Below are 23,937 nucleotides of genomic sequence, written 5' to 3'. Positions count from 1 at the left end.
AAACGCTGAAGGCATCTAAGCGTGAAGCCCCCCTCAAGATGAGATGTCCCATTCGAAAGAAGTAAACCCCCTTGAAGACGACGAGGTAGATAGGGCAGGGGTGGAAGTGCAGTAATGCATGGAGCTGACTGTTACTAATAGGGTGAGGGCTTGACCAAGAAATGAGAAAGGCGGTTATAAAGTAGCTGCCGGACTCACGCAGAGGTAAAATGATTCCATTAGGATGTAACATGTATGTAGTTTTGAAGGTACAAAATCTTTCAAAGAGACGTGACTAGTAATAGTCACTTTTTCTTCATAAAATAGGGGATTGGTCAAATGGTATGATAGGGGTCTCCAAAACCTTTGGTGGGAGTTCGATTCTCTCATCCCCTGTTTTCTTAAGCGTCGGAAGCCTTGATTTTACTGGGTTTCCGGCGTTTTTGATTTTGTGGGATTTTCTAACGATGTCACCTATGATGTCAACTAGGAATGATTCCTAGTTTCTAAAAAGATATGACCTGTTTGATTTGTTTTTAATTCATTTCTATTGATTTATTGCTAAAATAGTAGAATCATGTGCAGAAAAGAGGGGCATTACCCCTCTTTTCGATACCTTGAAACTACCAGAATCAGACACACAAACGTGGCGGCAAACAACACCTCAATTCCCATACTGATCCGTACCTTTCCAAGAAGCTCCGGTGTCAGGGAATGATGCCGGCTTAGAATTTCATTTACCTGTTCATACCAGTATACTGGCAGAAACTGGGCGACTTTCAGAACCGATTTGTCCATCACATCCATAGGGACGAAGACGCCACAGAGGAAGCACATGGAAAGAGAAACAATATTGGCTACGCCGCTTAAAATATTGCTGTTGGGAATAAACATTCCAATCAGGTAGGAGAGTGACAGTGAAACTACTAACATAAGCAATGTATTTGCAATATAATAGCCACGAAGTTCAGAATCCCAAAAGGTATTTCCATACATCAGCACTACCCCCAGGATACCAAGAAGCCACAAGAAAGCACCAATTACCCCCATTGCCAGCAATCCCTCCAGGGATTGATGTCTCACTGAAATAGCGGAAGCTTCCATCCGTTTCTGAATATCTCCCTTTTTGAAAGCCATAAGAATATATCCCATGGTATAGCAAAGAGCTCCCAGAAAAAGATAAGGAATATAACGAAAATAATAAGTGTAAGGAACCAGATCACTGCTTGCAGAATCAGAGGAAATCTTGGTGACCGGTTTATGAACTTCGGTTTTTACTGCCTGAACGGCTTCCTCCTGGGAAAAACCGGCAGCAACATAAGTCTGGATGGTACTGATATAACTGCTGATCTGCTGGTCAACATAATAGGAGCTGTAGGATCCTGGAACCTTGGTGACCTTCAGTGGCTGATTTCCTTGAATGCAAGCCTCGTAAAAGTCAGCTGGAATCTGCACAATATATTCCACATTACGGTAAAAGAGATTTTCCTGAAGTACTTCCGGATTATTTTTCATAGGAATTACATTGTGAATCGTGTTAAGATAATCCACAAATCCCTGAGCCAGAACGCCTTGATCTTCCTTTACCACTCCAATATCAATGCTGGTATTTGCATAAAGGCTGTCTTCACTTTTTCCAGCGGCCATCTGCATGACAAGAGCCACGGAAAAGAAAATACCCAGGTATATAATGACCAGCTTCATATTTTGTCTTAAAATTTTCATATAACAGTTAAATACTATCATAGCTTTCCCTCCGGATCAGTAAAAACGAAGCAGTCACTAATATTACGCTCATCACTGCAAGAGTGAACAGGTTGCGGTAATAGCGGCTCATATCGTCATATACATTGATGCAGTAAAAAGCATCAGAAATAAGTGCTGCCGGGTTGATCCGGTTAATAACAGGCATATTTTTTTCTACCAGATCCTTCATGGTATTGTTCATAAGTCCTGATAAAAAGCTGCAGACCATGGAAAAACCAAGAATAATACCAATCTTTCCCCCTTCTTTCATTTTTCCAAGACTACCTACAAAAATTCCAATAGAAACCCCGATCAGGGATCCGAAAAAAGAAATAAGCAGCATGGGTCCGATTTTTCCCTGAAAATCCAGCTTTAAAATATAGCGAAGATAGATCAGCAACACGATCACATAGAAATAGCCAAGCAAAAAAGAAGCAATCTGCTCTGAAAGAATCAGCTTCAGTTTATGCGTTGGAGTGACGCAGCGTCGTGCGGCAAGTGCTGTGAGATTGGCTTGAAGAGTTATGGCAGAGCCAAATCCGATAAAACAGCCATAGAGGCAGGTCATTGCAATCAATGCATAGAAAAACTGTGCACTTCCGTTAATAGTCTGTCCGCCAAGTGAAACTTCAGTAAGTGTTTCCTGCTGATTTAACATCTGCTGGATTCCGTCCCACAGACCGGATGGATGTGTGCGGACTATATTGCGGATGGTACTTTTTCCGGTTTCGTAGCCGGACAAAATGGACTGAAGGATGCTCTGGGGGATTCCGTTGGAAGCTACTGTAAGGGAAGGGGAGCTTCCCACCTGATAAATACCGGAAATTTCTTCATTTTCCAGTTTGGTAAGTGCAGCAGATTCAGATAATTCCTGAGCAGCAATCAGATGATTTCCGTTGTTTTCAATTTGATCCAGAAACATAAGAAACAACGTGTCAGCGCCGTCCTCTTTTACAATTCCAACCTGTACAGTCTCGAAATCAGCATCATCAATATTTCCAAAAGCAAAATAGAACATAGTTCCAAGAAGAATTGGAAAAATAAGAGGCCAGAAAGTGGTTGCAAATTTTTTCAGCTTTACCAGAAGGTTATATTTGATCAAATGCAGCATGGTAGTCCTCCTTAATCTCGCAGCTGTTTCCCTGTGATTTCCAGAAATACGTCATTTAAAGTAGGCAGCTCAGAGGAAACCTGACCAAAGGAAATATCCTGGCTCTGCAGGTAATTGAGAAGCCGGATCAGGTTGTGACGGGCACCTGTGCACCGTACAGTGAGAATCTGTTCCTCGTAATGCAGGTCAAATACGTGTGGAAGAGCCCGGATGTCAGCCAGATTCTCCGAGGTAAGAGGAATGGCCTCAATAGTAATGGTCTCGCCGGTTTTGATCATTTTTTTCAGCTCCTCTTTGGTGCCGGAGGCAATTACATGACCGTGATCCATAATTGCGATCTGTGTACAGATCTGCTCCACTTCTTCCATATAATGGGAAGTGTAAATGATGGTGGAACCCTGTTCATTCAGCTTCTGAATGCCTTCCAGGATTTTGTTCCGGCTCTGGGGATCAACGGCTACCGTTGGCTCATCCATAATGATCAGACGAGGCTTATGAGCAATTCCGCAGGCAATATTCAGTCGGCGGAGAAGACCGCCTGAAAGATTCTTTGGACGCATTTTCCGGTAATCGTTAAGATCGGTAAAGGTAATGGCTTCTTCCACCAGTTCTTTTCTTTTCCTCTTATCCGGGACATAAAGCCCACAGAAATAATCAATGTTTTCATAGACAGTCAGTTCGTCAAAAACAGCCACATTCTGCAGCACGATTCCAATCTGCTGTTTTACTTTGTAATTGTCAGGACGCATTTCTTCTCCGAAAATATGAATGCTGCCTTTGTCGTATTTGAGAAGAGAAAGCATACAATTGATAGCAGTAGTTTTTCCAGAGCCGTTGGGACCAAGAAGACCAAAAACCTCTCCTTCCGAAATACTAAGGTTCAGGTGATCAAGTGCCACCAGGTTCCCATATCTTTTTACCAGATTTTCTATTTGAACAATATTTGTGGACACGATTTTCCTCCTTCGGATTTTCCCCGTATAGTAGCTGTATCATAAATTTGGAGCGTGTTTGAAAAAGGCTTTCGGCAAGATGTACGTCACAATTTGTGGGAGATTTTGCCCGGATGAGGACGCCGTAGCGGGCTACGGCAACTGAATTTGGGCGAAATATACCGGCAAAGTGGAGCATGCAGATTGCAGGAATGCTTTTTCAAGTACACTCTAGTATAAAGGAATGAGGGAAAAGCGCCAAGTGTCAGATGTCACGGTCTTCACATGACAAATGTCATAAAATTACAGTTCGTTCCATTCACAAAAACATCTCGCGGAACATTATCAGTAAACCGTAATGTTATAAAGCGCAGAACCTTCTTTACAGCGCAAGGTCAGTTATACTATAATGAGAGAAATGTCTGTAAGACATATTTGTAAAAAAACAGGTTAAATATTTGAAAATTACCGGTTACGGAGTGAACAGCAGTAGTTGGGAAAAATGAGAAAGAAGGTGACAGAGTGGGATACTTTTGGGACTGTGGATTGCTGGTATTTTATAGCTTTCTGTCACTTTTTTTTCTGCCGCCAGGGGCGGGTTTTCTGATCGCTTTTTTGAGCTGTGTAAGTGTGATCTGTTGCGGATATGCGGTGAGAAAGAAGGCATTGAGGCTAATCCTTTGCATTTTGTTCGGATTTCTGGGACTGGCTGTTCCAGAGACCTTTATCTTTTATCCATGTCTTTTTTATCTGCTTTTTCATGAAAAATGAGGGGGCTGGCAGCAGTAGCAGTGCTGTTTTTTCTCTGGAAAATACCTGAAAGCAGGGAAAACATGGGCCTTTTTGCAATGATCGGTGTATTTGGATTTTTACTGGCGTTTTTTATGGAGAGAAATACCGCAAAGAGTCAGATTCTGGAAGAGAAGCTGCGAAGGATCCAGGATGATTCCAAGGAGCGAAACCTGCTTTTGTCTCAGAAAAATAAAGCTTTGCAGGAAAAACAGGATTATGAGATCTATAATGCTACCTTAAAGGAACGAAACCGGATCGCCAGGGAAATCCACGATAATGTGGGACATGTACTTTCACGTTCAATCCTTATGGTAGGGGCTGCAAAGACCATAAATAAAGATCCCGGGATGACCGCCATACTGAAAAATCTGGAGGATTCCCTGAACCATGCCATGAACAGCATCAGAAATAGTGTCCATGACCTTCACGATGAAGCAGTAAATTTAGAAGAAGTGGAAAAGAGCCTGGTTCATGAGTTTACATTTTGTTCGGTGCAGATGGTTTATGATATGACAAGAGAGGTTCCAAGGGAGGTGAAATACTGTTTTATCAGTATTACCAAAGAGGCCTCGCAAATATTATGAAGCACAGCAACGCCACGAAGGTGCAGCTGATCCTTCGGGAGCATCCGGGACTGTACCAGCTTTGTATAGAGGATAATGGGACAGATGCTTTTTATGATCCGGAAAAATCCGGTATTGGAATTGTAAATATGAAAGAAAGGGTAAATGCCCTGGGTGGAACCATACAGATTTTTACGGATAAGGGATTCCGGATTTTTATTACAATACCCAAATGTGGTTGAGGTGGATTCCGATAAAGATACAGTAAAGCGGGCGCACAGATTATGGAAATTATTTTTTGAATGTGTTCCGGAAATGAAAGAAAAGCAGGAGTAAGAAATGAAAATAATAATTGTAGACGATGACTGCCTGGTGGCGGGTGCGTTGAAAACCATTCTGGAAGTGAATGAGGATGTGGAAGTGTTAGCGACTGGAGCAGACGGAAAAGAGGCCTGTGAGCTTTATGAAAGGTATGAGCCGGATGTGCTTCTTATGGATATTCGAATGGAGAAAATGGACGGTCTGGAAGCATCCCGGAGTATTTTGTCCAGGCATCCAAAGGCAAATATTCTGCTTCTTACCACTTTTTCCGATGACGAATATATAGTAAAAGCCTTGCGACTTGGTGCAAAGGGATATCTTCTGAAACAGGATTATGGCAGTATTCTGCCTGCACTTCGGGCGGTTTACTGTGGGCAGACAGTATTTGGGACAGAAATAGTTTCCAGGATTCCAGACCTTTTGCAGGGAGAAAAGAAGTTTGATTATGGAAAATATGACATTAATGAGAGAGAATTTGAGATGATAGAGCTCATCGCAAATGGATACAGCAATAAGGAGATTGCGGCAGAGCTTTTCCTGAGTGAAGGAACCGTGCGGAATTATCTGAGCATGATTCTGGAAAAACTGCAGCTGCGTGACCGTACACAGGTGGCAGTTTTTTATTACCAGCATAAATAGGAGCGACAGAAGATGAACATACAGAAAATTGGAGATCGGACAGCAGAGCTTTTGAATTTATATTATAACAATGAGATAGAGCCTTTTTTGAACTCTTGTCATGAGGATGTTCTTTGGATAGGACCTGCAGACAGGCAGGTGATCCGCGGAAGAAAAAATCTGGTAGATGCTTTTCACGCTGAGAAACACGAACTGAAGTTTTCCCTGAATAATCTGACGGTGCTGCCGCTTGCCACTACAAGCAGTACGGTGGCAGAGATCATGACTTTTATGCTGGTAGATACGATCTGGCCGGATAACAGTGCAAGCCGGGTAAATCAGCGTATGCAGTTTACCTGGGTGGAGCAAAAAGGTGTGCCGAAGATACGTGTGATCTTTATTTCAAATGCAATTCAGTATGATGAGAGAGATGGCATTTATCCGGTACATTATGATGAGAATTATCGTAAGTTTGTCCTTACAGGAGAGACAAGATCAGAGCGGATTTACGTGAAAGGAATTGATAAGTCCATTCTTTATCTGAACTGGTCCCGTGTGATCTATGTGGAAAGTCTCGGCAATCATACGGTGATCCATACTCTGGATCAGGAGTTTGAGTCTACAGAAAGCCTGAAAACTCTGGAAAAACGTTATGGGAACCTGTTTCTGAAGTGCCACGAGAGTTACATGGTAAACCCGGCACATGTCCATTCTATCCGCAGATTTAAAATGACTGTAACAGGAGGACGGGAACTTCCAGTTCCGGAAAAAAAGTATACGGCAGTAAAAAAGACGCTGCAAAAAATAATTGCAGCCCGTTAGAGCGTATCTGAAAAAGGCTTTCTGCAAGATGTGCATCACAATTTGTGGGAAATTTTGCCCGGATGAGGGCGCCATAGCGAGCTACGGCAACCGAATTCGGACTAAATATACCGCAAAGTGGGGCGTGCAGATCGCGGGAATGCTTTTCCAACATGCTCTGGGGAAAAACGTTACAAAAGTACCAAAAATGTAAAAAAACACACACGTCATAAAAGAAGTATGCTATAATGGGAGCACTTAACCGATTACGGTATAAGGAATTGCCAATTAAATGAGGAGAACCAAGTATGAGTGATTATGTGATCATAACAGATACATCTGCAGATATTCCGGCAGACATTTTAGATAAGGGTCAGATTCATCTGATTCCTATGGTATACCAGTTAAACGGAGAGGAGTGTCCGCACAGGAATCCGGGAAACTGGGACAGCAGGGCTTTTTATGACAAGCTTCGTGCAGGTGGAACCGGAAGTACTTCCCAGATTTCCCCGGCTACATATACCGATTGTTTTGAACCGTTTCTGAAAGAGGGCAAGGATATTCTTTATATTTCCCTTTCCGGAGGACTGACTTCTACATGGCAGAGCTCTCGCATTGCAGCTGCTGATCTGATGGAAGAGTACCCGGAGTGTAAGATCTCCTGCGTGGATTCTCTTGCCGCGACAGGAGGACAGGGAATCCTGGTGCTCCTGGCAGCAGAAAATCAGAATAAGGGAATGTCCCTGGAGGAGAATACGTCATGGCTGGAGGAGAATCGCCTCCACATCTGCCATTGGTTTACAGTAGATGATCTTGATTTTCTGAAACGCGGCGGACGTATTTCCCCCACAATCGCCTGGATCGGCGGTAAGCTGAAGATTAAACCGATTCTTCGCATTGTGGAGGATGGAACTCTGGCAATCCCGGAGAAGGTACGCGGCTCCAAGGCTGCTATGAATACGATCGTTTCCAAGTATATCAGTTCCGGATTAAATGAGGAGCATCCTTATGTATTTATCTGTCACGGTGATGCTGCTGAGCAGGCTGAGAAAGAGAAGGCTGTTATCCTGGAAGCTGTACCACAGGCTCAGGTTATCATTATGCCAATGAGCCCGATTATTGGAATTCATACTGGTCCTGGAGTACAGGCGGTTATTTATTTTGGAAATAATAGATAATTAAAGCCTTTTTCAAACCTGTTCCAGGAAAGCAAAAATTCAGAAATCATTGAGCGTTCCAAATGTATATCCCATTTCTTCCCATTTGGTCAGCAGTTCATCCAGAATCTGTCCATTTGTGGAAGAAGTATTGTGCAGCAGGACAATTGCCCCTGGGTGGATCCGTGTGAGAAGCTTATCGAAGGCTTCCTCTTTGGTTGGCTGTTTATCCTGATACCAGTCCACGTAGGCAAGACTCCAGAAGAAGGTTTTATACCCCAGTTCCTTTGCCATGGACAGATTTGCTGTACTGTAAATTCCCTGAGGCGGCCGGTAGAATTTCGTCATGGATTCTCCGGTCGTTTCTTTATACAGATTTTCCACGCCCTCCAGCTGTTTCCTGAAATCATTCAGGGAAGAAATTCCGGACATATCCGGGTGAGAGAGGGTATGATTTCCTACAATGTGCCCTTCCTGAACCATTTCTTTTATCAGATCTCCATTATCTCTTATGAAATTTCCAACAACGAAAAACGTTGCTTTTACATTGTGTTTTTTCAATGCATTAAGAAGCAGCGGTGTATTGCCATTTTCATAGCCACAGTCAAAAGTAAGGTAGAGTATTTTCTCCTGGGTATCCTTTGCAAAGTAGGCGTTATAGGAAGCAAGCTCTTGAATGGAAGCATTTCCTACAGGACGTTTTCCTTCCTCCTGGAAGCTGAGTCCCCAGCTTGCGCAGTCTGATGAAGTAGCGACTGCTTTCGGGGGTGAAAAATGGTGAACGATCACCCGGGCGGCAGAACCGGCCAGAAAGGACAGGGCGAAGAGGAGAGGAACGCCGGCGTAGTGGAGAAAGTCTTTGATCGCAGGGCGCTTTTTCGAGCAAAAAGAGGAAATATGTGAAGAGAATTTTTCCTTCAGTGCTGGAAAAGAAAAAATGGGAAATTTCATGAAGAGAAAACCTCACGGGTATTTTTTTACAGATATATGAGAAAATAAAAGGTTTATGCCAGAGCGTGTTTGAAAAATCATGCGAATAAGGGCAAGGCAGCTGCTTGAAAATGAAAGGAAAATCCAGACATTAATTAAGCCACCAGCATCGACGTTTACTGGTGGCTTAAATCTGATCCATATCCAATGGAATGTACCTCTCTTTCCGAATATATTATGCGTTTAAAACAATTGGAATTAAGGCTTACGTTCTTGGTGGACTGTACCTCGCTTTTCTTAAAGTGTTAAAAATTAAGATGTTTCGTTATGCTTCTGGTGGTCCGTACCTCTCTTTCTTAGATTATAAGTAATGAACTTATGTTTTCGGTGGTCTCACTCCTTTTTGTTTTTATTTTTAAGTTCCTTTTGTTTTATGAGCTTACTATAACAGATTACTTCTCGTTTGTCAACAAATAATTTGAAAAAATATTATTTTATATAAAATAAAAAGTTTATATGTGTGAAAAGAATTGAAAATTCAGACAATATTTCCGCGTATAATGTGGTATGATGAAACTATAAAGAATATGGCTTTTCAACGTGATAAAGTGCTGGGAAGTTGTATGACAGAAGAAGAGGAGGAAGCAAAGATGTTAAATGCAATTCTTGATGAATTGAAACTGAATGCCCTTGTGATCACAGATCCATATAACATGCGACATGTAAGCGGTTTTCGCGGCGGCGAGGGCGCTTTATATATTTCAGCAGCCCAGAAGGTGCTGATCACAGATTCCCGTTATACGGAGCAGGCCGGTAAAGAGAGCGATTTCACAGTAATCGAAGAGTGTCGTGGGCATAACCGTCAGACGATCCTGAAGGAGTGCATGGAGAAGGAGAATGTAAGTGGCGATTTCCATATGGGATATGAGGATCAGTCCATGCTTTGCTGTGATTTTGATAAGCTCAGAAAGGAACTGCCGGTTCAGACATGGACACCTCTTGGCAGCAGAATCGATGATCTTCGCCAGATTAAGACTGAGGAAGAACTGGAGTACCTGGCAAGAGCTGAAGAAATCGGGGACAAAGCATTTGCAGAATTTTTGAAAATCGTGAAACCAGGAATGACAGAGCTGGAAGCTGCGGCAGAGCTGGAATATCTGATGAAAAAAGAGGGAGCAGAGGATTTAAGCTTTAACACGATCATCGCTTCCGGTCTGAATTCTTCTATGCCTCATGCAATCCCAGGATATAAGAAGCTGGAGGAAGGGGATTTTGTTACCTGTGATTTTGGCTGTAAATACAAGGGATACTGCTCCGATATGACACGTACCTTTGTCCTCGGAAAAGCAAGCGATAAACAGAAAGAAATTTACAATGTCGTATTAAAAGCACAGCTGGCCGGTCTTGCAGCAGTAAAGGCTGGTGTAAGCGGAGCGAGTGTGGATAAGGTGGCGAGAGATATTATTACAGAGGCTGGTTACGGTGACTGTTTTGGCCACGGACTTGGTCACAGTGTAGGTCTTTTCATCCATGAAAGTCCGCGCCTGTCTCCCTCTGACGATACCATTCTGAAAGCCAATATGATCGAGACTGTTGAGCCGGGTATTTATGTACCTGGTTTCGGAGGGGTTCGTATTGAGGATATGGTAGTGGTAACGGAGGATGGCTGCCGCAATCTGGCACATTCTCCTAAGGAACTGATTGAGGTTCCCGTTGAGAAATAAAGAGCTGATATATATATAGTGAATAGATAGTGATGTCGCCGACAGGCGAAATGTCTGTTTTGTGAAAGAAAATTATCTGCCCGGGCGGCATCTGAGTTTCTTTTACGATTAAAATATTAATATTGTTATTAAAATATGGAAAGGAATAAGAAAATGCTGAAACAATTATCAATTTTTGCGGAAAATATCAAAGGGAAAATGCAGAAGGTGACTGGAATCCTCCTGGAGGAGGATATTAATATCCTTGGTTCTGTTACCAATGACAGTGCTGAATACGGAATTATACGTATGGTTGTTTCCAAACCTGAGCAGGCGTTAGAAGCGCTGACAAAGGCTGGCTTTATCTGCAAGCTTAGTGATGTTCTTGGAATCGAGGTAAAGGATGAGGTTGGTAACTTGAACAAACTGCTCCTCAGTCTCCAGGAGAGTAATATCAATATTGATTATCTGTATCTGTCTTTCAACCGTGCTACTGGACTTCCGATCATGGTTCTCCACGTACCGGATATCAGTGAGGTGGAGGCATGTCTGAGAAATAAGGGATTTAATTCCATTTCTGAGGTTCATTGAGCACTTCAGGCAGAAACAGAATCTGAAATCCTGCATAGAACTCTGAATAGTTGGAAAAACTACCGTTATCAATCTTTAGGAGGTAAGGAAATGTTACGGTATTTACCTATTCGGAAGATTCACGCAAGACAAATTCTGGATTCCAGAGGCAATCCTACTGTGGAAGTAGAAGTGACAGTTGGAGAAGGCGTTATTGGAATCAATGGATATACAGGCCGTGCAGCGGTTCCATCCGGCGCGTCCACAGGAAAATTCGAAGCACTGGAGCTAAGAGACGGCGACAAAGGAAATTATAAAGGTCTTAGTGTACAAAAAGCAGTGGATAATGTAAACACGAAAATCGCGGAGGCAATTCTGGGAGAAAACGCACTGGATCAGACCTATATTGATTCACTTCTGATTCAGACCGATGGCACAGATAATAAAAGCAATCTGGGTGCAAATGCTACACTGGGCGTATCAATGGCAGTGGCAAGGGCAGCTGCCATGGCGCTTCGGATCCCGCTTTATCAGTATATTGGCGGCTGTCATGCAAACAGAATGCCGGTTCCTATGATGAATATTTTGAATGGGGGGCGGCATGCGGACAATACAGTGGATCTTCAGGAGTTTATGATCATGCCAGTTGGGGCTTCCTGTTTTTCAGAGGGAATCCGCATGTGTGTGGAGATTTATCAGTCACTGAAGATCCTTTTAAAAAAGAAAAATCTGTCTACAGCAGTGGGCGATGAGGGTGGTTTTGCACCGGATCTGAAGGATTCCAGGGAGATTCTGGAATTGATCCTTGAGGCTGTGAAGAACGCCGGATATGAGCCGGGAAAAGATATTGGCATTGCCATTGATGCGGCAGCCAGTGAATTATATGACGGAGAAAAAGACGGTTACTATTTTCCTGGGGAGAGTAAGATGACTGGAAAAGAAGTGATCCGGGATTCCAATGAAATGATCCGTTATTACGAAAATCTGTTGGATGAATTTCCGGTTGTTTCTATAGAGGACGGACTGCAGGAGGATGACTGGGAGGGCTGGAAAGCTATGACGGAGCGGCTTGGAAGCCGTGTACAGCTGGTTGGGGATGACCTTTTTGTGACAAATATCAAACGGCTGGCCTGTGGAATAAAGCTTGGAACAGCAAATGCAATCCTGATCAAGGTAAATCAGATCGGAACCCTGACAGAGTCTTTGGAGGCAGTAGAATTGGCTGCACGGGCTGGTTATCGCTCTGTTATTTCTCACCGCTCCGGTGAAACAGAGGATCCCTTTATTGCAGATCTTGCAGTGGCAACTGGTGCGGGGCAGATCAAGACCGGCGCACCATGTCGTTCAGATAGAAATGCCAAGTATAATCAGCTTCTGAGAATTCATGAGCAGCTTGGCAGAATGTCGGTGTATGAGAATCCGTTTGCCTGACCATGAAAAAAGATAGCGTAATTTGTCCAAATTCAAGATAAAAAAGAGTTGAAATCAAATGCTGGCTATGGTACAATATCTCCTAGTTGATTAGGAGGTGTAACCACGTGCAGATTTTAAGAACGATTTTAACAATTCTTTTTGTTATAGATTGTATTGCCCTTACCGTAGTAGTCCTTATGCAGGAAGGTAAGTCACAGGGGCTTGGTGCGATCGCCGGAGCTGCAGACACATACTGGGGTAAGAACAAAGGACGTTCCATGGAGGGCGGTCTTGTTAAGGCAACTACAGTTATGGGAGTTTTGTTCTTTGTACTGGCAGTTGTATTGAACCTGAATTTCTAAGAATAAAGTGGGAAACACTCTTGTTGATCTGATCGCAAGGGTGTTTTTTATGTCATAAGGGATTAATTTTTTACACAGGCATTAAGAAGGAGAAAAATTGAGTAAAGACAGAGAATTTGACAAACGAAAAAAATTTATGATGGAGCTTCTTGGTGATCCAGTGTACCAGCCTATGCGCTTCCGGGAAATTGCAGGTCTTCTGCGCCTTTCAAAGGACGAGAAGAAAGATCTGTACCGTGTTCTGGATGATCTGGTAGCAGAGGGAAAGGCTGACCTGGATTCCAAGGGACGTTATTCCAAAGTAACTGGAAGAAAGCGCGGGAAAGAGAAGCAGCGTGGAAAAAGAGAAGAACGTGACGAGAAGTTTTCGGGTAAACGTTCCGGGAAATATGCAGAAGAAAGCTCCGAGAGACGTACCGGGAAGAAAGATGAGAAACATTCCGATAAGAAATATAATGATAAGCAGGCTGGAAAGTATGATCACCGCAAGCCCGACGATCGTTACGGCAGGGGAAAAGATAAGTACAACGAATATCCGGACAGTCCATCTGTGGAAGGCACCTTCATCGGTCATCCCAAGGGCTTTGGCTTCGTGGAAATCGAGGGGGAAGACAACGACGTATTTATTCCGGAAGATTGTACCGGAACGGCTATGCACCAGGATAAGGTTCGTGTTATAATCACAAAAGAGCCGCAGGAAGGAAAACGCCGCGAGGGAATTGTAGTAAAAGTTCTGGAAAGAGGTATGACCCAGATTGTGGGAACTTACGAGAACAGCCGTGACTTTGGTTTTGTGGTAAGTGACAATCCTAAATTTTCCAGGGATGTATTTATTCCGAGAAAAGATTCCCAGGGAATCAAGGACGGGGATAAGGTAGTGGTGGAAATCACCAGCTACGGAAGCAAGAACCGCAATCCGGAAGGTAAGATCGTAGAGAATCTGGGAAGCTGCCGCGCACCTGGAACAGATATCCTTGCCATTGTAAAAAGCTTTGGCATTCCAAGCGAATTTCCGGATAAAGTAATCCGTCAGGCTGACCGTGTGCCGGATCATGTTCTGGATGCTGACAGGGATGGCCGACTGGATCTTCGCCATCTTCAGACCGTCACAATCGACGGAGAAGACGCCAAGGATCTGGATGATGCAGTTACTCTGACAAAGGAGAATGGCATCTATCATCTTGGCGTTCACATTGCAGATGTAAGCAATTATGTACAGGGAGGAAGCGCCCTTGACCGTGAGGCATTGAAGCGGGGAACCAGTGTATATCTGGCAGACCGCGTAATTCCCATGCTTCCGGTACGGCTTTCCAACGGAATCTGTTCTCTGAACCAGGGGCAGGATCGTCTTACTTTAAGCTGTCTTATGGATATTGATAAAAAAGGAAATATGATTTCCCATAAGATTGCAGAGACTGTGATCTGTGTAGATGAGAGAATGAATTATACAGATGTGAAAAACATTCTGGAGGATACTGACGAAGAGGCAAAGAAACGCTATGAAAAACTTGTTCCCATGTTTTTCCTGATGAAAGAGCTTTCTGAAATCCTTCGTGGAAACCGCCATCACAGAGGCTCCATTGATTTTGATTTTCCGGAGAGCAAGATTATCTTAAATGCAGCAGGAAGAGCCATTGACATTAAGCCATATGAGGCAAATGTGGCAACAAGGATCATTGAGGATTTCATGCTTATGGCAAATGAGACTGTGGCAGAGGAGTGCTGCAGGGATGATATGCCGTTTGTTTATCGTACCCATGAGACACCGGATCCCGAGAAAGTGGAGAGCCTTCTCACACTTCTTCATAATCAGGGAGTGCCGGTGCAGAAGCATGGACAGGAGATTACCCCGAAGGAGATCCAGACTATTCTGGAGAGCATTGAGGGACTTCCAAATGAGCCACAGATCAGCCGCCTTACTCTTCGAACCATGAAACAGGCGAAGTATACTACAGAATGCAGCGGCCATTTTGGACTTGCAGCGAAATATTACTGCCATTTTACTTCTCCAATCCGTCGTTATCCGGATCTTCAGATTCACAGGATTATTAAGGATAAGCTTCGGGGACGTCTGGAAAGAGAGGGAAAAACAGAGCATTATAAAGAGATTCTGGAAGATGTGGCACGCCAGTCCAGTGTGTGTGAGCGCCGGGCGGACGAAGCAGAGAGAGAATCTGACAAGCTGAAAAAAGCAGAATATATGTCTTACCATATTGGGGAAGAATTTGAAGGAATCATTTCCGGTGTTACTGGCTGGGGCTTCTATGTGGAACTTCCAAATACGGTAGAGGGACTGGTTCATGTAAATACACTGAGGGATGATTACTACACCTTTGATCAGGATGCTTACGAGTTGATCGGCGATGTGACACACAAGGTGTTTGCACTGGGACAGAAGGTGCGTGTGAGAGTTGCGGAAGCAGATACCATGCTGAAAACTGTGGATTTTGTTCTGGCAGAGGAGCAAGAGTGGTAATTAGAAGTTACTGTTCATTCTGCGATCAAAAACACGCTTTGCGATGCATAGAAACTACGCTCTAGAACAGCAACCCTTTGTTTTGAACGCCCGCCTGCAGGCGGAAATCCATATAGGGAGGAACTTATGGCAAAGAAACCAGGAATCAAACTGATTGCAAATAATAAAAAGGCATTTCACGATTATTTTATAGAAGACACGTATGAGGCAGGAATTGCCCTGGCAGGAACAGAAGTAAAATCCCTGCGTATGGGAAAATGCAGCGTCAAGGAATCTTTTGTGCGGATTCAGAATGGGGAGGTTTATATCTATGGAATGAACATCAGCCCATACGAAAAAGGCAATATTTTCAATAAAGATCCCCTTCGTATCCGTAAACTTCTCCTTCACCGCAGTGAGATCAACAAGATGGAAGCCAAACTGAAGGAAAAAGGTCTTACCCTTGTGCCAATCAAGGTCTATTTCAAGGACAGCCTTGTGAAGGTGGAAATTGGTATGGCAAGAGGTAAGAAATTGTATGACAAACGTCAGGATATCGCTAAGAAAGATCAGAGACGAGAAGCAGAGCGTGATTTCAAGGTGAAGAATTTATATTAAAAACAATGGGAGCTGGGGATTTTTATGATGAAAAATTCCCGGCTTTCGTAAATTTCTGTTAAACATTTATAGGGGATCAGCTGTAAAGATGCAGCATATAAAAAGTCAGACAGGTCAATATGGTATTTATTTAATATTCGCTGTACAGGCAGCATGAAAACAGTAAAAAGAGGTTGGCTATGGAAGAGAAAATAAAAGAGAAAACACAGGAAGCAAAGGAAACAATAAAAGAAAACCGTCCGATGAAAACCGTAGAGGATTCCAGAACGGAGCAGGTTCATCTGATCATGCACCAGCACTTAAATGCCGGCGGCAGGCTGTTCGGAGGAATGCTGATGCAGTGGGTGGATGAGGTGTCCGGCGTGGTTGCCATGCGTCATTGCGGAACTTACCGTGTCACAACTGCAGCTGTGGACAATCTGCAGTTTAAGGAGCCCGTTTACGAGGGCGAGATCCTTGTGATGATCGGCTATGTGACCTATGTGGGAAATACCTCCATGGAAGTGGAAATTGATTCCTATGTGGAGCGCGGGGATGGAATGCGTTACCTAGTTAACCGTGCTTTTTCTGTGATGGTAGCTGTGGATAAGGATGAGCGTCCTACCCGAATCCCCGGCCTTATTATCCACACAGAAGCTGAGAAAGGACGCCATGAGGCAGCTCTGCTCCGCAGGGATATGCGTAAAGAGCGAAGAGACGCCGGGTTTTAAACATTGAGACATGTTGTCAAAAACTATTTGAGTCAGAGATAGAGAAAACTGTCCCTGGCTCTTTTTGTTCACAGAAGAAGTACGCAGGATCTTCCTTCCCGGTGAAGGCACCAGAGAGAATGGGGAAAAGAAACCCGAGAGTTGCGGCGCGAAATCGTGCAAAGCATGATTTCTGTGCATCGCGAAGCGTGTTACTGTGAATGGAGTGAACAGTAACGAAAAGTTTAAAAATTGTATGAAATCATCCCGCGTTCGGTTGACAAGTCTGTCATACTCTGTAATAATAATGGAGAACAAAAAGTGGATATTAGAGGAGTTTAATTCCATTTTGTGGGAGGAATATAGATTATGAAAAAACGTTATGTGATTCTTGCAGCACTTTTGGTCACTGCTTTGGCAGCAGCTGGATGTGGCAAGAAACAGACTGAAGATACAGGTAAGGATGGCCAGGTAACCGTGGCTCCGGCTGAGAATACAGATACAGCTTCAAGTGATGACAGTTCCCTGGTAGATATGCAGAAATCTGACGATGCAGATATCAAGAATGTGATTGGTGATAAGACTTCCACAGCTTCCAAGCTGATTCTTGTGAACGGTACAGGAGCTGCTGTGAAGGGACTTTACGTTCGTCCGACTACGGATGACGATGATGACTGGGGCACAGAGCTGATCAATGGATTGTTTACTTTGAATGATGGTGACAAGGCTCTTTACTATTATGAGCCGGACGAGAAGGATGCAGATGGAAATGCGGTGACAAGCTATGACATCCGGATCACGTATGAGGACGAGGATTATACAGATTGTTATTTCCGTAAGCTTCCGCTGAAGACAATTTCAAAGATCACTCTTCATATGGATGGAACTGCTGAGGATGGAATTCCTTATGCTACTTATCTGACAGGAACGAGTAAGACAGAAACTTCTACCCTGAGTGAAGTGATGGCGCGTCTTGGTCTTGATGACAGCGAAGACAGTTCTGAGGATGATTCTCAGGAAACGGATACAGCACCAACGCCTACATCTGCGCCGCAGCAGTCAGATTCCACTGCTGCACCTACATCTGCACCGCAGCCTACAAGTACCCCGGATAATAATGGCGGCAGTAATACTGCACCGGATGATTCCAATGCAGATAAGGCGAAACAATATATCGGACAGCCGCTTTCCAGTCTGGTTGCAGCACTGGGAGAGGCTAACGGAAGTGATTATGAGAACGAGCCGGAGACCGGAGAGACAGGATATCATTATTATGACTCTTTCACAGTTTCTACTACTGTTGATGACAGCGGAAATGAGATTGTTGCCGGAGTATGGTAAAATTAAAGAATAAAAAATAAGGCAGGATAAAAGCATGGAAATGAAAAGAGTTTTATTAAAATTAAGCGGTGAGGCTCTTGCCGGACCGAAGAAAACAGGATTTGACGAGGCGACTGTTCTTGCAGTAGCGAAGCAGATCAAGGCAATTTCTGATGAGGGAGTACAGATCGGCATTGTGATCGGCGGTGGAAACTTCTGGAGAGGACGTACCAGTGAGACGATAGACCGCAACAAGGCAGACCAGATCGGTATGCTTGCTACCATTATGAACTGTATTTATGTATCTGACCTTTGCAGATATACAGGTATGAAGACTGAGATTTATACACCATTTGCATGTGGTGCATTTACCAAACTGTATTCCAAGGACAGCGTAGAAGAGAGCTTTGCACAGGGCAAGCTGGTATTCTTTGCAGGCGGTACAGGACATCCGTACTTCTCTACTGATACAGCTACGGTTCTTCGTGCAGTTGAGATCGAGGCCGATGCGATTCTTCTGGCGAAGGCAGTTGATGGTATTTATGACAGCGATCCGAAGGTAAATCCTGACGCTGTGAAGTATGATGAGATCTCTATTCAGGAGGTTGTTGACAAGAAGCTTGCAGCCATGGATCTTACAGCTTCTATTATGTGTCTGGAGCAGAAAATGCCGATGATGGTATTTGCTCTTGATGAGGAGAACAGCATTATCAACACTGTTCACGGAAAATTTTCCGGAACAAAGGTTACTGTATAAGCGCGTTGCGCAGAAAATAGGATAATACTGCTTACCGGCAGAAAATCATAAAGAGGGAGATTAATTTTATGGATGAAAGAATTCAGAAGTATGAAGAGAAAATGAAAAAGACATTGGGCAGCTTAGAAGCAGAGCTGACTACTATCCGTGCAGGACGTGCCAATCCGCATATCCTTGACAAGCTGACAGTAGATTACTACGGAAGCCCTACACCGATTCAGCAGGTGGCAAATATCACAGTTCCGGAAGCTCGTATGATCCAGATCCAGCCATGGGAATCCAGCCTGATCAAGGGAATTGAGAAAGCAATCCTTACTTCTGATCTTGGTCTGAACCCGAATAACGATGGAAAAGTAATCCGTCTTGTTTTCCCGGAGCTTACCGAGGAACGCCGTAAAGATCTGGTTAAAGATGTTAAGAAAAAAGGTGAGGCAGCTAAGGTTGCTGTCCGCAACATCCGCCGTGATGCCAACGATGCATACAAGAAGCTGAAAAAAGAAGAGGATGTATCTGAGGACGAGATCAAAGAGTTAGAGGACAAAGTTCAGAAGCTTACAGACAAATACATCAAGGATGTAGATGCTGCAGTAGAAGCAAAAGGTAAGGAGATTATGACTGTATAAGGGCATATTACCTGAAGCGCAGAGCCGTTTGGACTAAAAATCTGCAAAACAGGATCCTTTTATAAAGAAACAGTAAAAAGAGCTCTTTAAAAAGAGCTCTTTTCTGCCCTTTTGTATGAAATTGTACGAATAATCTGAACGCTTATAACGAAAAAAGAAAAACAAAACACAAGGAGAAAAATATGAACGTACCCAATCATATTGCCATTATTCTGGACGGCAATGGCCGCTGGGCAAAGGCAAAGGGACTGCCTCGTGGCTATGGACATGTTAAGGGCTGCGCCAATCTGGAGCAGGTCTGCTATGATATTAAAGATCTGGGCGTGAAATATCTGACAGTATATGCTTTTTCCACGGAAAACTGGAAACGCTCCAGAGAAGAAGTGGACGGGCTTATGAAGCTGTTTCGCAGCTATCTGAAGAAATGTATCAAGATATCCCGGGATAATAAGATGAAAATCAAAATTATCGGCGATATCTCTGCTTTTGCACCGGATATTCAGGAAAGCATCCGTAAACTGGAGGAGTTTTCTAAGGATTATGATGAGCTGTACTTCCAGATCGCCATGAATTATGGAAGCCGCGATGAGATTACAAGAGGAATGCGAAAGATGGCACAGGATGTGGCGGATGGAAAAGTTTCTCCGGATCAGATCACAGAGGATACGATTGGAAGCTACCTGGATACTGCAGGAGTTCCGGATCCGGATCTTCTGATACGCACCAGCGGAGAACAGAGACTTTCCAATTTCCTTATGTGGCAGCTGGCTTATACGGAATTTTATTTTACAGACGTGGCATGGCCGGATTTCCATAAAGCAGAATTAGTACAGGCTATTGAGAAATATAATCAAAGAGACAGAAGATATGGCGGTGTGAAGGAGGAGTAAGATGTTTAAAACACGTCTTTTAAGCGGTATTGTGCTGGTCGCAGTTGCGCTTCTGACTATTATCAGTGGAGGTTATGTGCTGTTTTTTACACTGCTTGGGATCTCTCTGATCGGAATGCAGGAGCTTTATAAGGTTATGAAGGTCCGGGAAGACCATTTTAATGCCCTGGAAATTGCAGGCTATCTTGGAGCTGTGATCTACTATGTGCTGATGTCGCTGGATTTTGAAAAATATGGAATGATGGGCGTGATCATTTCGTTCATGATGTTTATGTTCGTTTACGTATTTACTTATCCCAAGTTCAAGGCAGATCAGGTAATGCCGGCGTTCTTTGGGGTGGTATACGTGGCTGTGATGCTCTCCTTTATTTATCTTACCCGGAACCTTCCAGATGGAAAATTTCTGGTATGGCTGATCTTTTTATGCTCCTGGGGATGCGATACCTGCGCATATTGTGTGGGAATGCTGATCGGCAGGCACAAAATGGCACCAATCCTCAGCCCGAAGAAATCAGTAGAAGGTGGAGTAGGCGGCGTGGCAGGCGCTGCGCTTCTGGGCGCAATTTATGCAGCAGCAACTGGCGGAAAGATTGCAGAGTATGCGCTGATTTGTGCAGTCGGAGCACTGATCTCCATGGTTGGAGACCTGGCTGCTTCTGCTATTAAGAGAAATCAGGGAATCAAGGACTATGGCAAACTGATCCCGGGACACGGTGGAATCCTGGACAGATTTGACAGTGTGATCTTTACAGCTCCGGCTATTTATTTCCTGGCGAAGCTTGTGCTGGGAATCTGATTCCGGATTGGCAGCGGGAAGCATAAAGGAATAAGAAGTGTGGAAATGATAAGATGCGATTTGTCCCTGAAATGGACTGAGAGGAATTTCAAATGAAGAAAATTGCAATTTTAGGCTCAACCGGTTCTATCGGTACACAGACTTTGGATGTAGTGAGAGCTAACGGTGATATAGAGGTACTGGGAATCAGTGCAGGAAGAAATGTGAAAATGCTGGAAGAACAGGCAAGAGAATTTCATCCTCAGCTGATTGCAGTGTGGGATGAAAATGCGGCAAAGGATCTGGCTGTCCTCCTTTCAGATATGGATGTAAAAATTGTGTATGGCATGGAGGGACTTCTGGAGCTTGCGCGTATGCCCCAGACAGACATTCTGGTTACCGCTGTTGTGGGAATGATTGGAATCCGTCCTACAATGGAGGGAATCAAGGCGGGCAAGGACATTGCCCTTGCAAACAAAGAAACATTGGTAACAGCAGGTCATCTGATCATTCCGATGGCAAAAGAGCATGGAGTTCAGATCCTTCCGGTAGACAGTGAGCACAGTGCTATTTTCCAGGCTCTTCATGGGGAAAAGCGGGCGCAGGTTGAGAAACTTCTGATCACAGCTTCCGGCGGTCCCTTCCGTGGGAGAAAAAGAGAAGAACTGGAACATGTGACGCTTGCGGATACCCTGAAGCATCCGAACTGGGTAATGGGACAGAAGATCACAGTAGATTCTGCAACCCTGGTCAATAAAGGTCTGGAGGTTATGGAAGCCAGATGGCTGTTTGATGTGGATCTGGATCATATTCAGGTTGTTGTCCAGCCAAAGAGCATTATCCATTCGATGGTAGAGTTTAAAGATGGTGCGGTTATGGCGCAGCTTGGAACTCCGGATATGCGGCTTCCAATCCAGTACGCACTCTATTATCCGGAACGCAGATATCTGGATGGAGAGAGACTGGATTTCCATAAATTGAAAGAGATTACTTTTGAAGATCCGGATATGGACACATTCCTGGGGCTTCCAATGGCTATGGATGCTGCAAGAAAAGGAGGCAGTATGCCTACTGTGTTTAACGCAGCAAATGAGCTGGCTGTGAAGAAGTTTTTACAGGAAAAAATCGGTTTTCTGGATATTTACGACATTATTGCACAGTCTATGGAAAGACATACAGTGATCCGGAATCCGGAACTGGAGGAGATACTGGCCGTAGAAGACGAGACTTATAAATGGATTGAAAGCAGGTGGTAGGTTGAAGATTATTCTGGCATTATTGATTTTCAGTGCGATCATTCTTTTTCATGAGCTGGGGCATTTCCTTCTTGCAAAGAAAAATAAGATCGTAGTAACGGAGTTTTCCCTTGGAATGGGACCAAGGCTGCTTAGCACAGAGAAGAATGGAACAAGGTATTCTCTGAAGCTTTTGCCTCTTGGCGGTTCCTGTGCCATGCTGGGAGAAGATATGGAGGATGAGTCCAAGGGGACTTTCAATGGTGCACCAGTGTGGGGAAGAATCGCTACAGTTGCAGCAGGACCGGTATTTAACTTTATCCTGGCCTTTGTGTTTGCAGTGCTCATTGTTACGCTGGTGGGCTATGACCCGGCAGAGGTTACGCAGGTGGAGAGTGGTTCTACTGTGGCTGAAGCTGGTCTTCAGGAAGGGGATATTATCAAAGAATATCAGGGGTATCATATTGATCTGGCAAGAGATCTTTATCTGTATATGTATCTGAATAATCCACAGGAGGATGAGACCATTCATATGACTGTGGAGAGGGATGGCAAAGATGTGGAGCTGGCCTTCAAACCAGACGTACAGGTGAGATACCTTCTTGGCTTTAACAGAAAGAGTACCGATTCTCTTGAGGTGGCATCCCTGATTCCGGGAATGGGCTTATCTGAAACTGGCGTGGAGCCTGGGGACGTGATCACTTCCATTAATGGCACCAGACTGGAGAGTTCGGACGATTATACTGCATATCTTGCAGAGCATCCTCTCACAAGTGAGCCTGTGACCATAACTTATGAGCGTGATGGCCTGGAATACAACGCTGAGGTAACTCCATCGGAGTCCCGCACAGCAGTACTTGATTTTTCTTATAATCTGGCGTACACGAAGACACAGGGATTTGAAGTGCTGAAGTATGGAACGCTGGAAGTAAAATATATGATCCGCTCTACCTTACTCAGCCTGAAAGAGCTTCTTACCGGCGGACTGAGCGTAAAGGATTTAAGCGGTCCGGTTGGCGTAGTTGATGCAATTGGCAGCACCTATGAGGCAAGTAAGAGTGAGGGCATGCTGACAATCTGGGTAAATATGCTGTATATGGCAGCTCTTTTATCTGCAAACCTTGGTGTTATGAACCTGCTTCCGCTTCCTGCACTGGATGGTGGCCGGCTTGTATTTCTGATTATCGAGGCTATCCGGAGAAAACCGGTGAACAGACAGATTGAGGGCATGGTTCATTTTGCAGGTTTGATGGTGTTGATGCTTTTGATGGTTGTAGTTATGTATAATGATATTTTGAAGATTTTTTAATCTTTTTGAAATGAAAAAGCTGTAAAAAAATGAAAGCGAAGGCTATGTGTATCAAACGGATATGCATAGCCTTTTTTGATGCATCAGACGATTCTGCAGCAAATTCCTATTACCCAAAAAAGCTTTTCCAGGCAGTGAGAGGAAATAACGGAAATGCAGATGAGGGGGATGGTCTGCTGCAGGCGGCAAATCTTGCAAGGGGATTCCTTTTTATAGGGAAAACTTCCGAATATGTAGTAATAAAAACTACATAATAAAGTGTCGAATA

General features: G+C 44.0%; 29 protein-coding genes, 1 tRNA gene and 1 rRNA gene. 25 read left to right on the top strand and 6 right to left on the bottom strand.

The window, feature by feature from the left end:
* Together DW904_RS07010 and DW904_RS07005 are read left to right on the top strand one after the other, a co-directional pair.
* Positions 1 to 158 (top strand): 23S ribosomal RNA (locus tag DW904_RS07010); the annotation flags it as partial.
* Positions 159 to 304: 146 nt separating this feature from the next.
* A tRNA-Trp gene (locus tag DW904_RS07005) sits at positions 305 to 375 on the top strand.
* A 201-nt stretch (positions 376 to 576) separates the two neighbouring features.
* On the opposite strand, the gene DW904_RS07000 is transcribed toward DW904_RS07005, so the two are convergent.
* From DW904_RS07000 to DW904_RS25140, 4 genes are read right to left on the bottom strand one after another with little or no spacing between them, the layout of a single operon-like run.
* A complete protein-coding gene (locus DW904_RS07000; protein ID WP_118578756.1) occupies positions 577 to 1,725 on the bottom strand; it encodes an ABC transporter permease in 1,149 nt (382 codons plus the stop codon).
* Positions 1,712 to 2,836 (bottom strand): ABC transporter permease, encoded by a 1,125-nt coding sequence (locus DW904_RS06995; protein WP_118578754.1) that lies wholly within the window; start codon positions 2,834 to 2,836, stop codon positions 1,712 to 1,714. Before DW904_RS06995 ends, DW904_RS07000 begins: the two co-directional genes overlap by 14 nt.
* Before the next feature lie 11 nt (positions 2,837 to 2,847).
* Positions 2,848 to 3,789 (bottom strand): ABC transporter ATP-binding protein, encoded by a 942-nt coding sequence (locus DW904_RS06990; RefSeq protein WP_347562043.1) that lies wholly within the window; start codon positions 3,787 to 3,789, stop codon positions 2,848 to 2,850.
* The gene (locus tag DW904_RS25140) at positions 3,725 to 3,904 is read right to left on the bottom strand and encodes a DUF6783 domain-containing protein (protein ID WP_334286093.1); all 180 of its coding nucleotides are present in this window, start codon (positions 3,902 to 3,904) and stop codon (positions 3,725 to 3,727) included. The genes DW904_RS06990 and DW904_RS25140 overlap by 65 nt, the downstream gene beginning before the upstream one ends.
* Between DW904_RS25140 and DW904_RS25135 the strand changes: the two genes are divergently transcribed.
* The 6 genes from DW904_RS25135 (at position 3,881) to DW904_RS06970 (ending at position 6,884) form a co-directional block, all read left to right on the top strand.
* Entirely contained in the window at positions 3,881 to 3,934 is a 54-nt protein-coding gene (locus tag DW904_RS25135) for a DUF6783 domain-containing protein (protein WP_334285446.1), read from the top strand. The genes DW904_RS25140 and DW904_RS25135 overlap by 24 nt on opposite strands.
* Before the next feature lie 31 nt (positions 3,935 to 3,965).
* Entirely contained in the window at positions 3,966 to 4,016 is a 51-nt protein-coding gene (locus tag DW904_RS25130; RefSeq protein ID WP_334286092.1) for a hypothetical protein, read from the top strand.
* A gap of 585 nt (positions 4,017 to 4,601) precedes the next feature.
* Complete coding sequence (locus DW904_RS06980) at positions 4,602 to 5,144, top strand: histidine kinase (protein WP_243110328.1); 543 nt, start codon at positions 4,602 to 4,604, stop codon at positions 5,142 to 5,144.
* Positions 5,141 to 5,365: a hypothetical protein gene (locus DW904_RS23715; RefSeq protein WP_243110327.1), complete on the top strand. Its 225-nt coding sequence runs from the start codon at positions 5,141 to 5,143 to the stop codon at positions 5,363 to 5,365. The genes DW904_RS06980 and DW904_RS23715 overlap by 4 nt, the downstream gene beginning before the upstream one ends.
* Positions 5,366 to 5,462: 97 nt before the next feature.
* A complete protein-coding gene (locus DW904_RS06975) occupies positions 5,463 to 6,083 on the top strand; it encodes a response regulator transcription factor (protein WP_118578750.1) in 621 nt (206 codons plus the stop codon).
* A gap of 12 nt (positions 6,084 to 6,095) precedes the next feature.
* Positions 6,096 to 6,884 carry a LytTR family DNA-binding domain-containing protein gene (locus DW904_RS06970; protein WP_118578748.1) on the top strand — a complete coding sequence of 263 codons (789 nt, stop codon included), beginning with the start codon at positions 6,096 to 6,098 and terminating at the stop codon, positions 6,882 to 6,884.
* Here the strand turns inward: DW904_RS06970 and DW904_RS25125 are convergent.
* A complete protein-coding gene (locus tag DW904_RS25125) occupies positions 6,787 to 6,993 on the bottom strand; it encodes a DUF6783 domain-containing protein (RefSeq protein WP_347562046.1) in 207 nt (68 codons plus the stop codon). The two genes, DW904_RS06970 and DW904_RS25125, sit on opposite strands and share 98 nt — an antisense overlap.
* Between DW904_RS25125 and DW904_RS25120 the strand changes: the two genes are divergently transcribed.
* On the top strand, positions 6,919 to 7,077 hold the full coding sequence (locus DW904_RS25120) for a DUF6783 domain-containing protein (RefSeq protein WP_347562045.1): 159 nt from the start codon (positions 6,919 to 6,921) through the stop codon (positions 7,075 to 7,077). The two genes, DW904_RS25125 and DW904_RS25120, sit on opposite strands and share 75 nt — an antisense overlap.
* A 94-nt stretch (positions 7,078 to 7,171) precedes the next feature.
* Positions 7,172 to 8,041 (top strand): DegV family protein, encoded by an 870-nt coding sequence (locus DW904_RS06960; RefSeq protein WP_118578746.1) that lies wholly within the window; start codon positions 7,172 to 7,174, stop codon positions 8,039 to 8,041.
* Positions 8,042 to 8,080: 39 nt separating this feature from the next.
* Here the strand turns inward: DW904_RS06960 and DW904_RS06955 are convergent, their stop codons facing one another.
* Positions 8,081 to 8,971, bottom strand: a complete 891-nt coding sequence (locus DW904_RS06955) for a polysaccharide deacetylase family protein (RefSeq protein ID WP_118578744.1) — start codon at positions 8,969 to 8,971, stop codon at positions 8,081 to 8,083.
* Positions 8,972 to 9,573: 602 nt separating this feature from the next.
* Here DW904_RS06955 and DW904_RS06950 point away from each other — a divergent pair.
* The 15 genes from DW904_RS06950 (at position 9,574) to DW904_RS06880 (ending at position 23,923) form a co-directional block, all read left to right on the top strand.
* The gene (locus DW904_RS06950) at positions 9,574 to 10,674 is read left to right on the top strand and encodes an aminopeptidase P family protein (RefSeq protein ID WP_226855640.1); all 1,101 of its coding nucleotides are present in this window, start codon (positions 9,574 to 9,576) and stop codon (positions 10,672 to 10,674) included.
* Between the two features lie 153 nt (positions 10,675 to 10,827).
* On the top strand, positions 10,828 to 11,244 hold the full coding sequence (locus DW904_RS06945; protein ID WP_118578742.1) for an amino acid-binding protein: 417 nt from the start codon (positions 10,828 to 10,830) through the stop codon (positions 11,242 to 11,244).
* A 90-nt stretch (positions 11,245 to 11,334) separates the two neighbouring features.
* Positions 11,335 to 12,654, top strand: coding sequence for a phosphopyruvate hydratase (gene eno / locus DW904_RS06940; RefSeq protein ID WP_118578740.1), 1,320 nt, complete (start codon positions 11,335 to 11,337; stop codon positions 12,652 to 12,654).
* A 107-nt stretch (positions 12,655 to 12,761) separates the two neighbouring features.
* A complete protein-coding gene (secG, locus tag DW904_RS06935) occupies positions 12,762 to 12,998 on the top strand; it encodes a preprotein translocase subunit SecG (protein WP_118578738.1) in 237 nt (78 codons plus the stop codon).
* A 97-nt stretch (positions 12,999 to 13,095) separates the two neighbouring features.
* Positions 13,096 to 15,474 (top strand): ribonuclease R, encoded by a 2,379-nt coding sequence (rnr, locus tag DW904_RS06930; protein ID WP_347562042.1) that lies wholly within the window; start codon positions 13,096 to 13,098, stop codon positions 15,472 to 15,474.
* Positions 15,475 to 15,600: 126 nt separating this feature from the next.
* The gene (gene smpB / locus DW904_RS06925) at positions 15,601 to 16,071 is read left to right on the top strand and encodes an SsrA-binding protein SmpB (RefSeq protein ID WP_021926591.1); all 471 of its coding nucleotides are present in this window, start codon (positions 15,601 to 15,603) and stop codon (positions 16,069 to 16,071) included.
* Between the two features lie 179 nt (positions 16,072 to 16,250).
* Entirely contained in the window at positions 16,251 to 16,781 is a 531-nt protein-coding gene (locus DW904_RS06920; protein WP_330637356.1) for an acyl-CoA thioesterase, read from the top strand.
* 348 nt (positions 16,782 to 17,129) lie between these two features.
* Positions 17,130 to 18,101: a hypothetical protein gene (locus DW904_RS06915; protein WP_118578736.1), complete on the top strand. Its 972-nt coding sequence runs from the start codon at positions 17,130 to 17,132 to the stop codon at positions 18,099 to 18,101.
* Positions 18,102 to 18,135: 34 nt separating this feature from the next.
* Entirely contained in the window at positions 18,136 to 18,837 is a 702-nt protein-coding gene (pyrH, locus tag DW904_RS06910) for a UMP kinase (protein ID WP_330590253.1), read from the top strand.
* Between the two features lie 68 nt (positions 18,838 to 18,905).
* Positions 18,906 to 19,460: a ribosome recycling factor gene (frr, locus tag DW904_RS06905; RefSeq protein ID WP_118578734.1), complete on the top strand. Its 555-nt coding sequence runs from the start codon at positions 18,906 to 18,908 to the stop codon at positions 19,458 to 19,460.
* A 182-nt stretch (positions 19,461 to 19,642) separates the two neighbouring features.
* On the top strand, positions 19,643 to 20,350 hold the full coding sequence (locus DW904_RS06900) for an isoprenyl transferase (RefSeq protein WP_118578732.1): 708 nt from the start codon (positions 19,643 to 19,645) through the stop codon (positions 20,348 to 20,350).
* A 1-nt stretch (position 20,351) separates the two neighbouring features.
* On the top strand, positions 20,352 to 21,146 hold the full coding sequence (locus DW904_RS06895) for a phosphatidate cytidylyltransferase (RefSeq protein ID WP_118578730.1): 795 nt from the start codon (positions 20,352 to 20,354) through the stop codon (positions 21,144 to 21,146).
* A 92-nt stretch (positions 21,147 to 21,238) separates the two neighbouring features.
* Positions 21,239 to 22,381 (top strand): 1-deoxy-D-xylulose-5-phosphate reductoisomerase, encoded by a 1,143-nt coding sequence (gene dxr, locus DW904_RS06890; protein WP_118578728.1) that lies wholly within the window; start codon positions 21,239 to 21,241, stop codon positions 22,379 to 22,381.
* A 1-nt stretch (position 22,382) separates the two neighbouring features.
* Positions 22,383 to 23,669 carry an RIP metalloprotease RseP gene (rseP, locus tag DW904_RS06885; protein WP_118578726.1) on the top strand — a complete coding sequence of 429 codons (1,287 nt, stop codon included), beginning with the start codon at positions 22,383 to 22,385 and terminating at the stop codon, positions 23,667 to 23,669.
* A gap of 29 nt (positions 23,670 to 23,698) precedes the next feature.
* Positions 23,699 to 23,923, top strand: coding sequence for a hypothetical protein (locus tag DW904_RS06880; RefSeq protein ID WP_147422301.1), 225 nt, complete (start codon positions 23,699 to 23,701; stop codon positions 23,921 to 23,923).
* The last annotated feature ends 14 nt before the right edge of the window (positions 23,924 to 23,937 follow it).

It is taken from the genome of Ruminococcus sp. AM42-11 (assembly GCF_003480145.1).
GTDB lineage: Bacteria > Bacillota > Clostridia > Lachnospirales > Lachnospiraceae > Blautia_A > Blautia_A faecis.
The sequence above is the reverse complement of the archived record's forward strand: the minus strand, read 5'-3'. Positions and strand labels throughout refer to the sequence as shown.

What these genes read in the sequence shown, in the direction of transcription:
- DW904_RS07000 (WP_118578756.1), bottom strand. Translation starts at nt 1,725, where the DNA reads ATGATAGTATTTAACTGTTATATGAAAATTTTAAGACAAAATATGAAG.
- DW904_RS06995 (WP_118578754.1), bottom strand. Translation starts at nt 2,836, where the DNA reads ATGCTGCATTTGATCAAATATAACCTTCTGGTAAAGCTGAAAAAATTT.
- DW904_RS06980 (WP_243110328.1), top strand. Translation starts at nt 4,602, where the DNA reads ATGGGCCTTTTTGCAATGATCGGTGTATTTGGATTTTTACTGGCGTTT.
- DW904_RS23715 (WP_243110327.1), top strand. Translation starts at nt 5,141, where the DNA reads ATGAAGCACAGCAACGCCACGAAGGTGCAGCTGATCCTTCGGGAGCAT.
- DW904_RS06975 (WP_118578750.1), top strand. Translation starts at nt 5,463, where the DNA reads ATGAAAATAATAATTGTAGACGATGACTGCCTGGTGGCGGGTGCGTTG.
- DW904_RS06970 (WP_118578748.1), top strand. Translation starts at nt 6,096, where the DNA reads ATGAACATACAGAAAATTGGAGATCGGACAGCAGAGCTTTTGAATTTA.
- DW904_RS06960 (WP_118578746.1), top strand. Translation starts at nt 7,172, where the DNA reads ATGAGTGATTATGTGATCATAACAGATACATCTGCAGATATTCCGGCA.
- DW904_RS06955 (WP_118578744.1), bottom strand. Translation starts at nt 8,971, where the DNA reads ATGAAATTTCCCATTTTTTCTTTTCCAGCACTGAAGGAAAAATTCTCT.
- DW904_RS06950 (WP_226855640.1), top strand. Translation starts at nt 9,574, where the DNA reads ATGACAGAAGAAGAGGAGGAAGCAAAGATGTTAAATGCAATTCTTGAT.
- DW904_RS06945 (WP_118578742.1), top strand. Translation starts at nt 10,828, where the DNA reads ATGCTGAAACAATTATCAATTTTTGCGGAAAATATCAAAGGGAAAATG.
- eno (WP_118578740.1), top strand. Translation starts at nt 11,335, where the DNA reads ATGTTACGGTATTTACCTATTCGGAAGATTCACGCAAGACAAATTCTG.
- smpB (WP_021926591.1), top strand. Translation starts at nt 15,601, where the DNA reads ATGGCAAAGAAACCAGGAATCAAACTGATTGCAAATAATAAAAAGGCA.
- DW904_RS06920 (WP_330637356.1), top strand. Translation starts at nt 16,251, where the DNA reads ATGGAAGAGAAAATAAAAGAGAAAACACAGGAAGCAAAGGAAACAATA.
- DW904_RS06915 (WP_118578736.1), top strand. Translation starts at nt 17,130, where the DNA reads ATGAAAAAACGTTATGTGATTCTTGCAGCACTTTTGGTCACTGCTTTG.
- pyrH (WP_330590253.1), top strand. Translation starts at nt 18,136, where the DNA reads ATGGAAATGAAAAGAGTTTTATTAAAATTAAGCGGTGAGGCTCTTGCC.
- frr (WP_118578734.1), top strand. Translation starts at nt 18,906, where the DNA reads ATGGATGAAAGAATTCAGAAGTATGAAGAGAAAATGAAAAAGACATTG.
- DW904_RS06900 (WP_118578732.1), top strand. Translation starts at nt 19,643, where the DNA reads ATGAACGTACCCAATCATATTGCCATTATTCTGGACGGCAATGGCCGC.
- DW904_RS06895 (WP_118578730.1), top strand. Translation starts at nt 20,352, where the DNA reads ATGTTTAAAACACGTCTTTTAAGCGGTATTGTGCTGGTCGCAGTTGCG.
- dxr (WP_118578728.1), top strand. Translation starts at nt 21,239, where the DNA reads ATGAAGAAAATTGCAATTTTAGGCTCAACCGGTTCTATCGGTACACAG.
- DW904_RS06880 (WP_147422301.1), top strand. Translation starts at nt 23,699, where the DNA reads ATGAAAGCGAAGGCTATGTGTATCAAACGGATATGCATAGCCTTTTTT.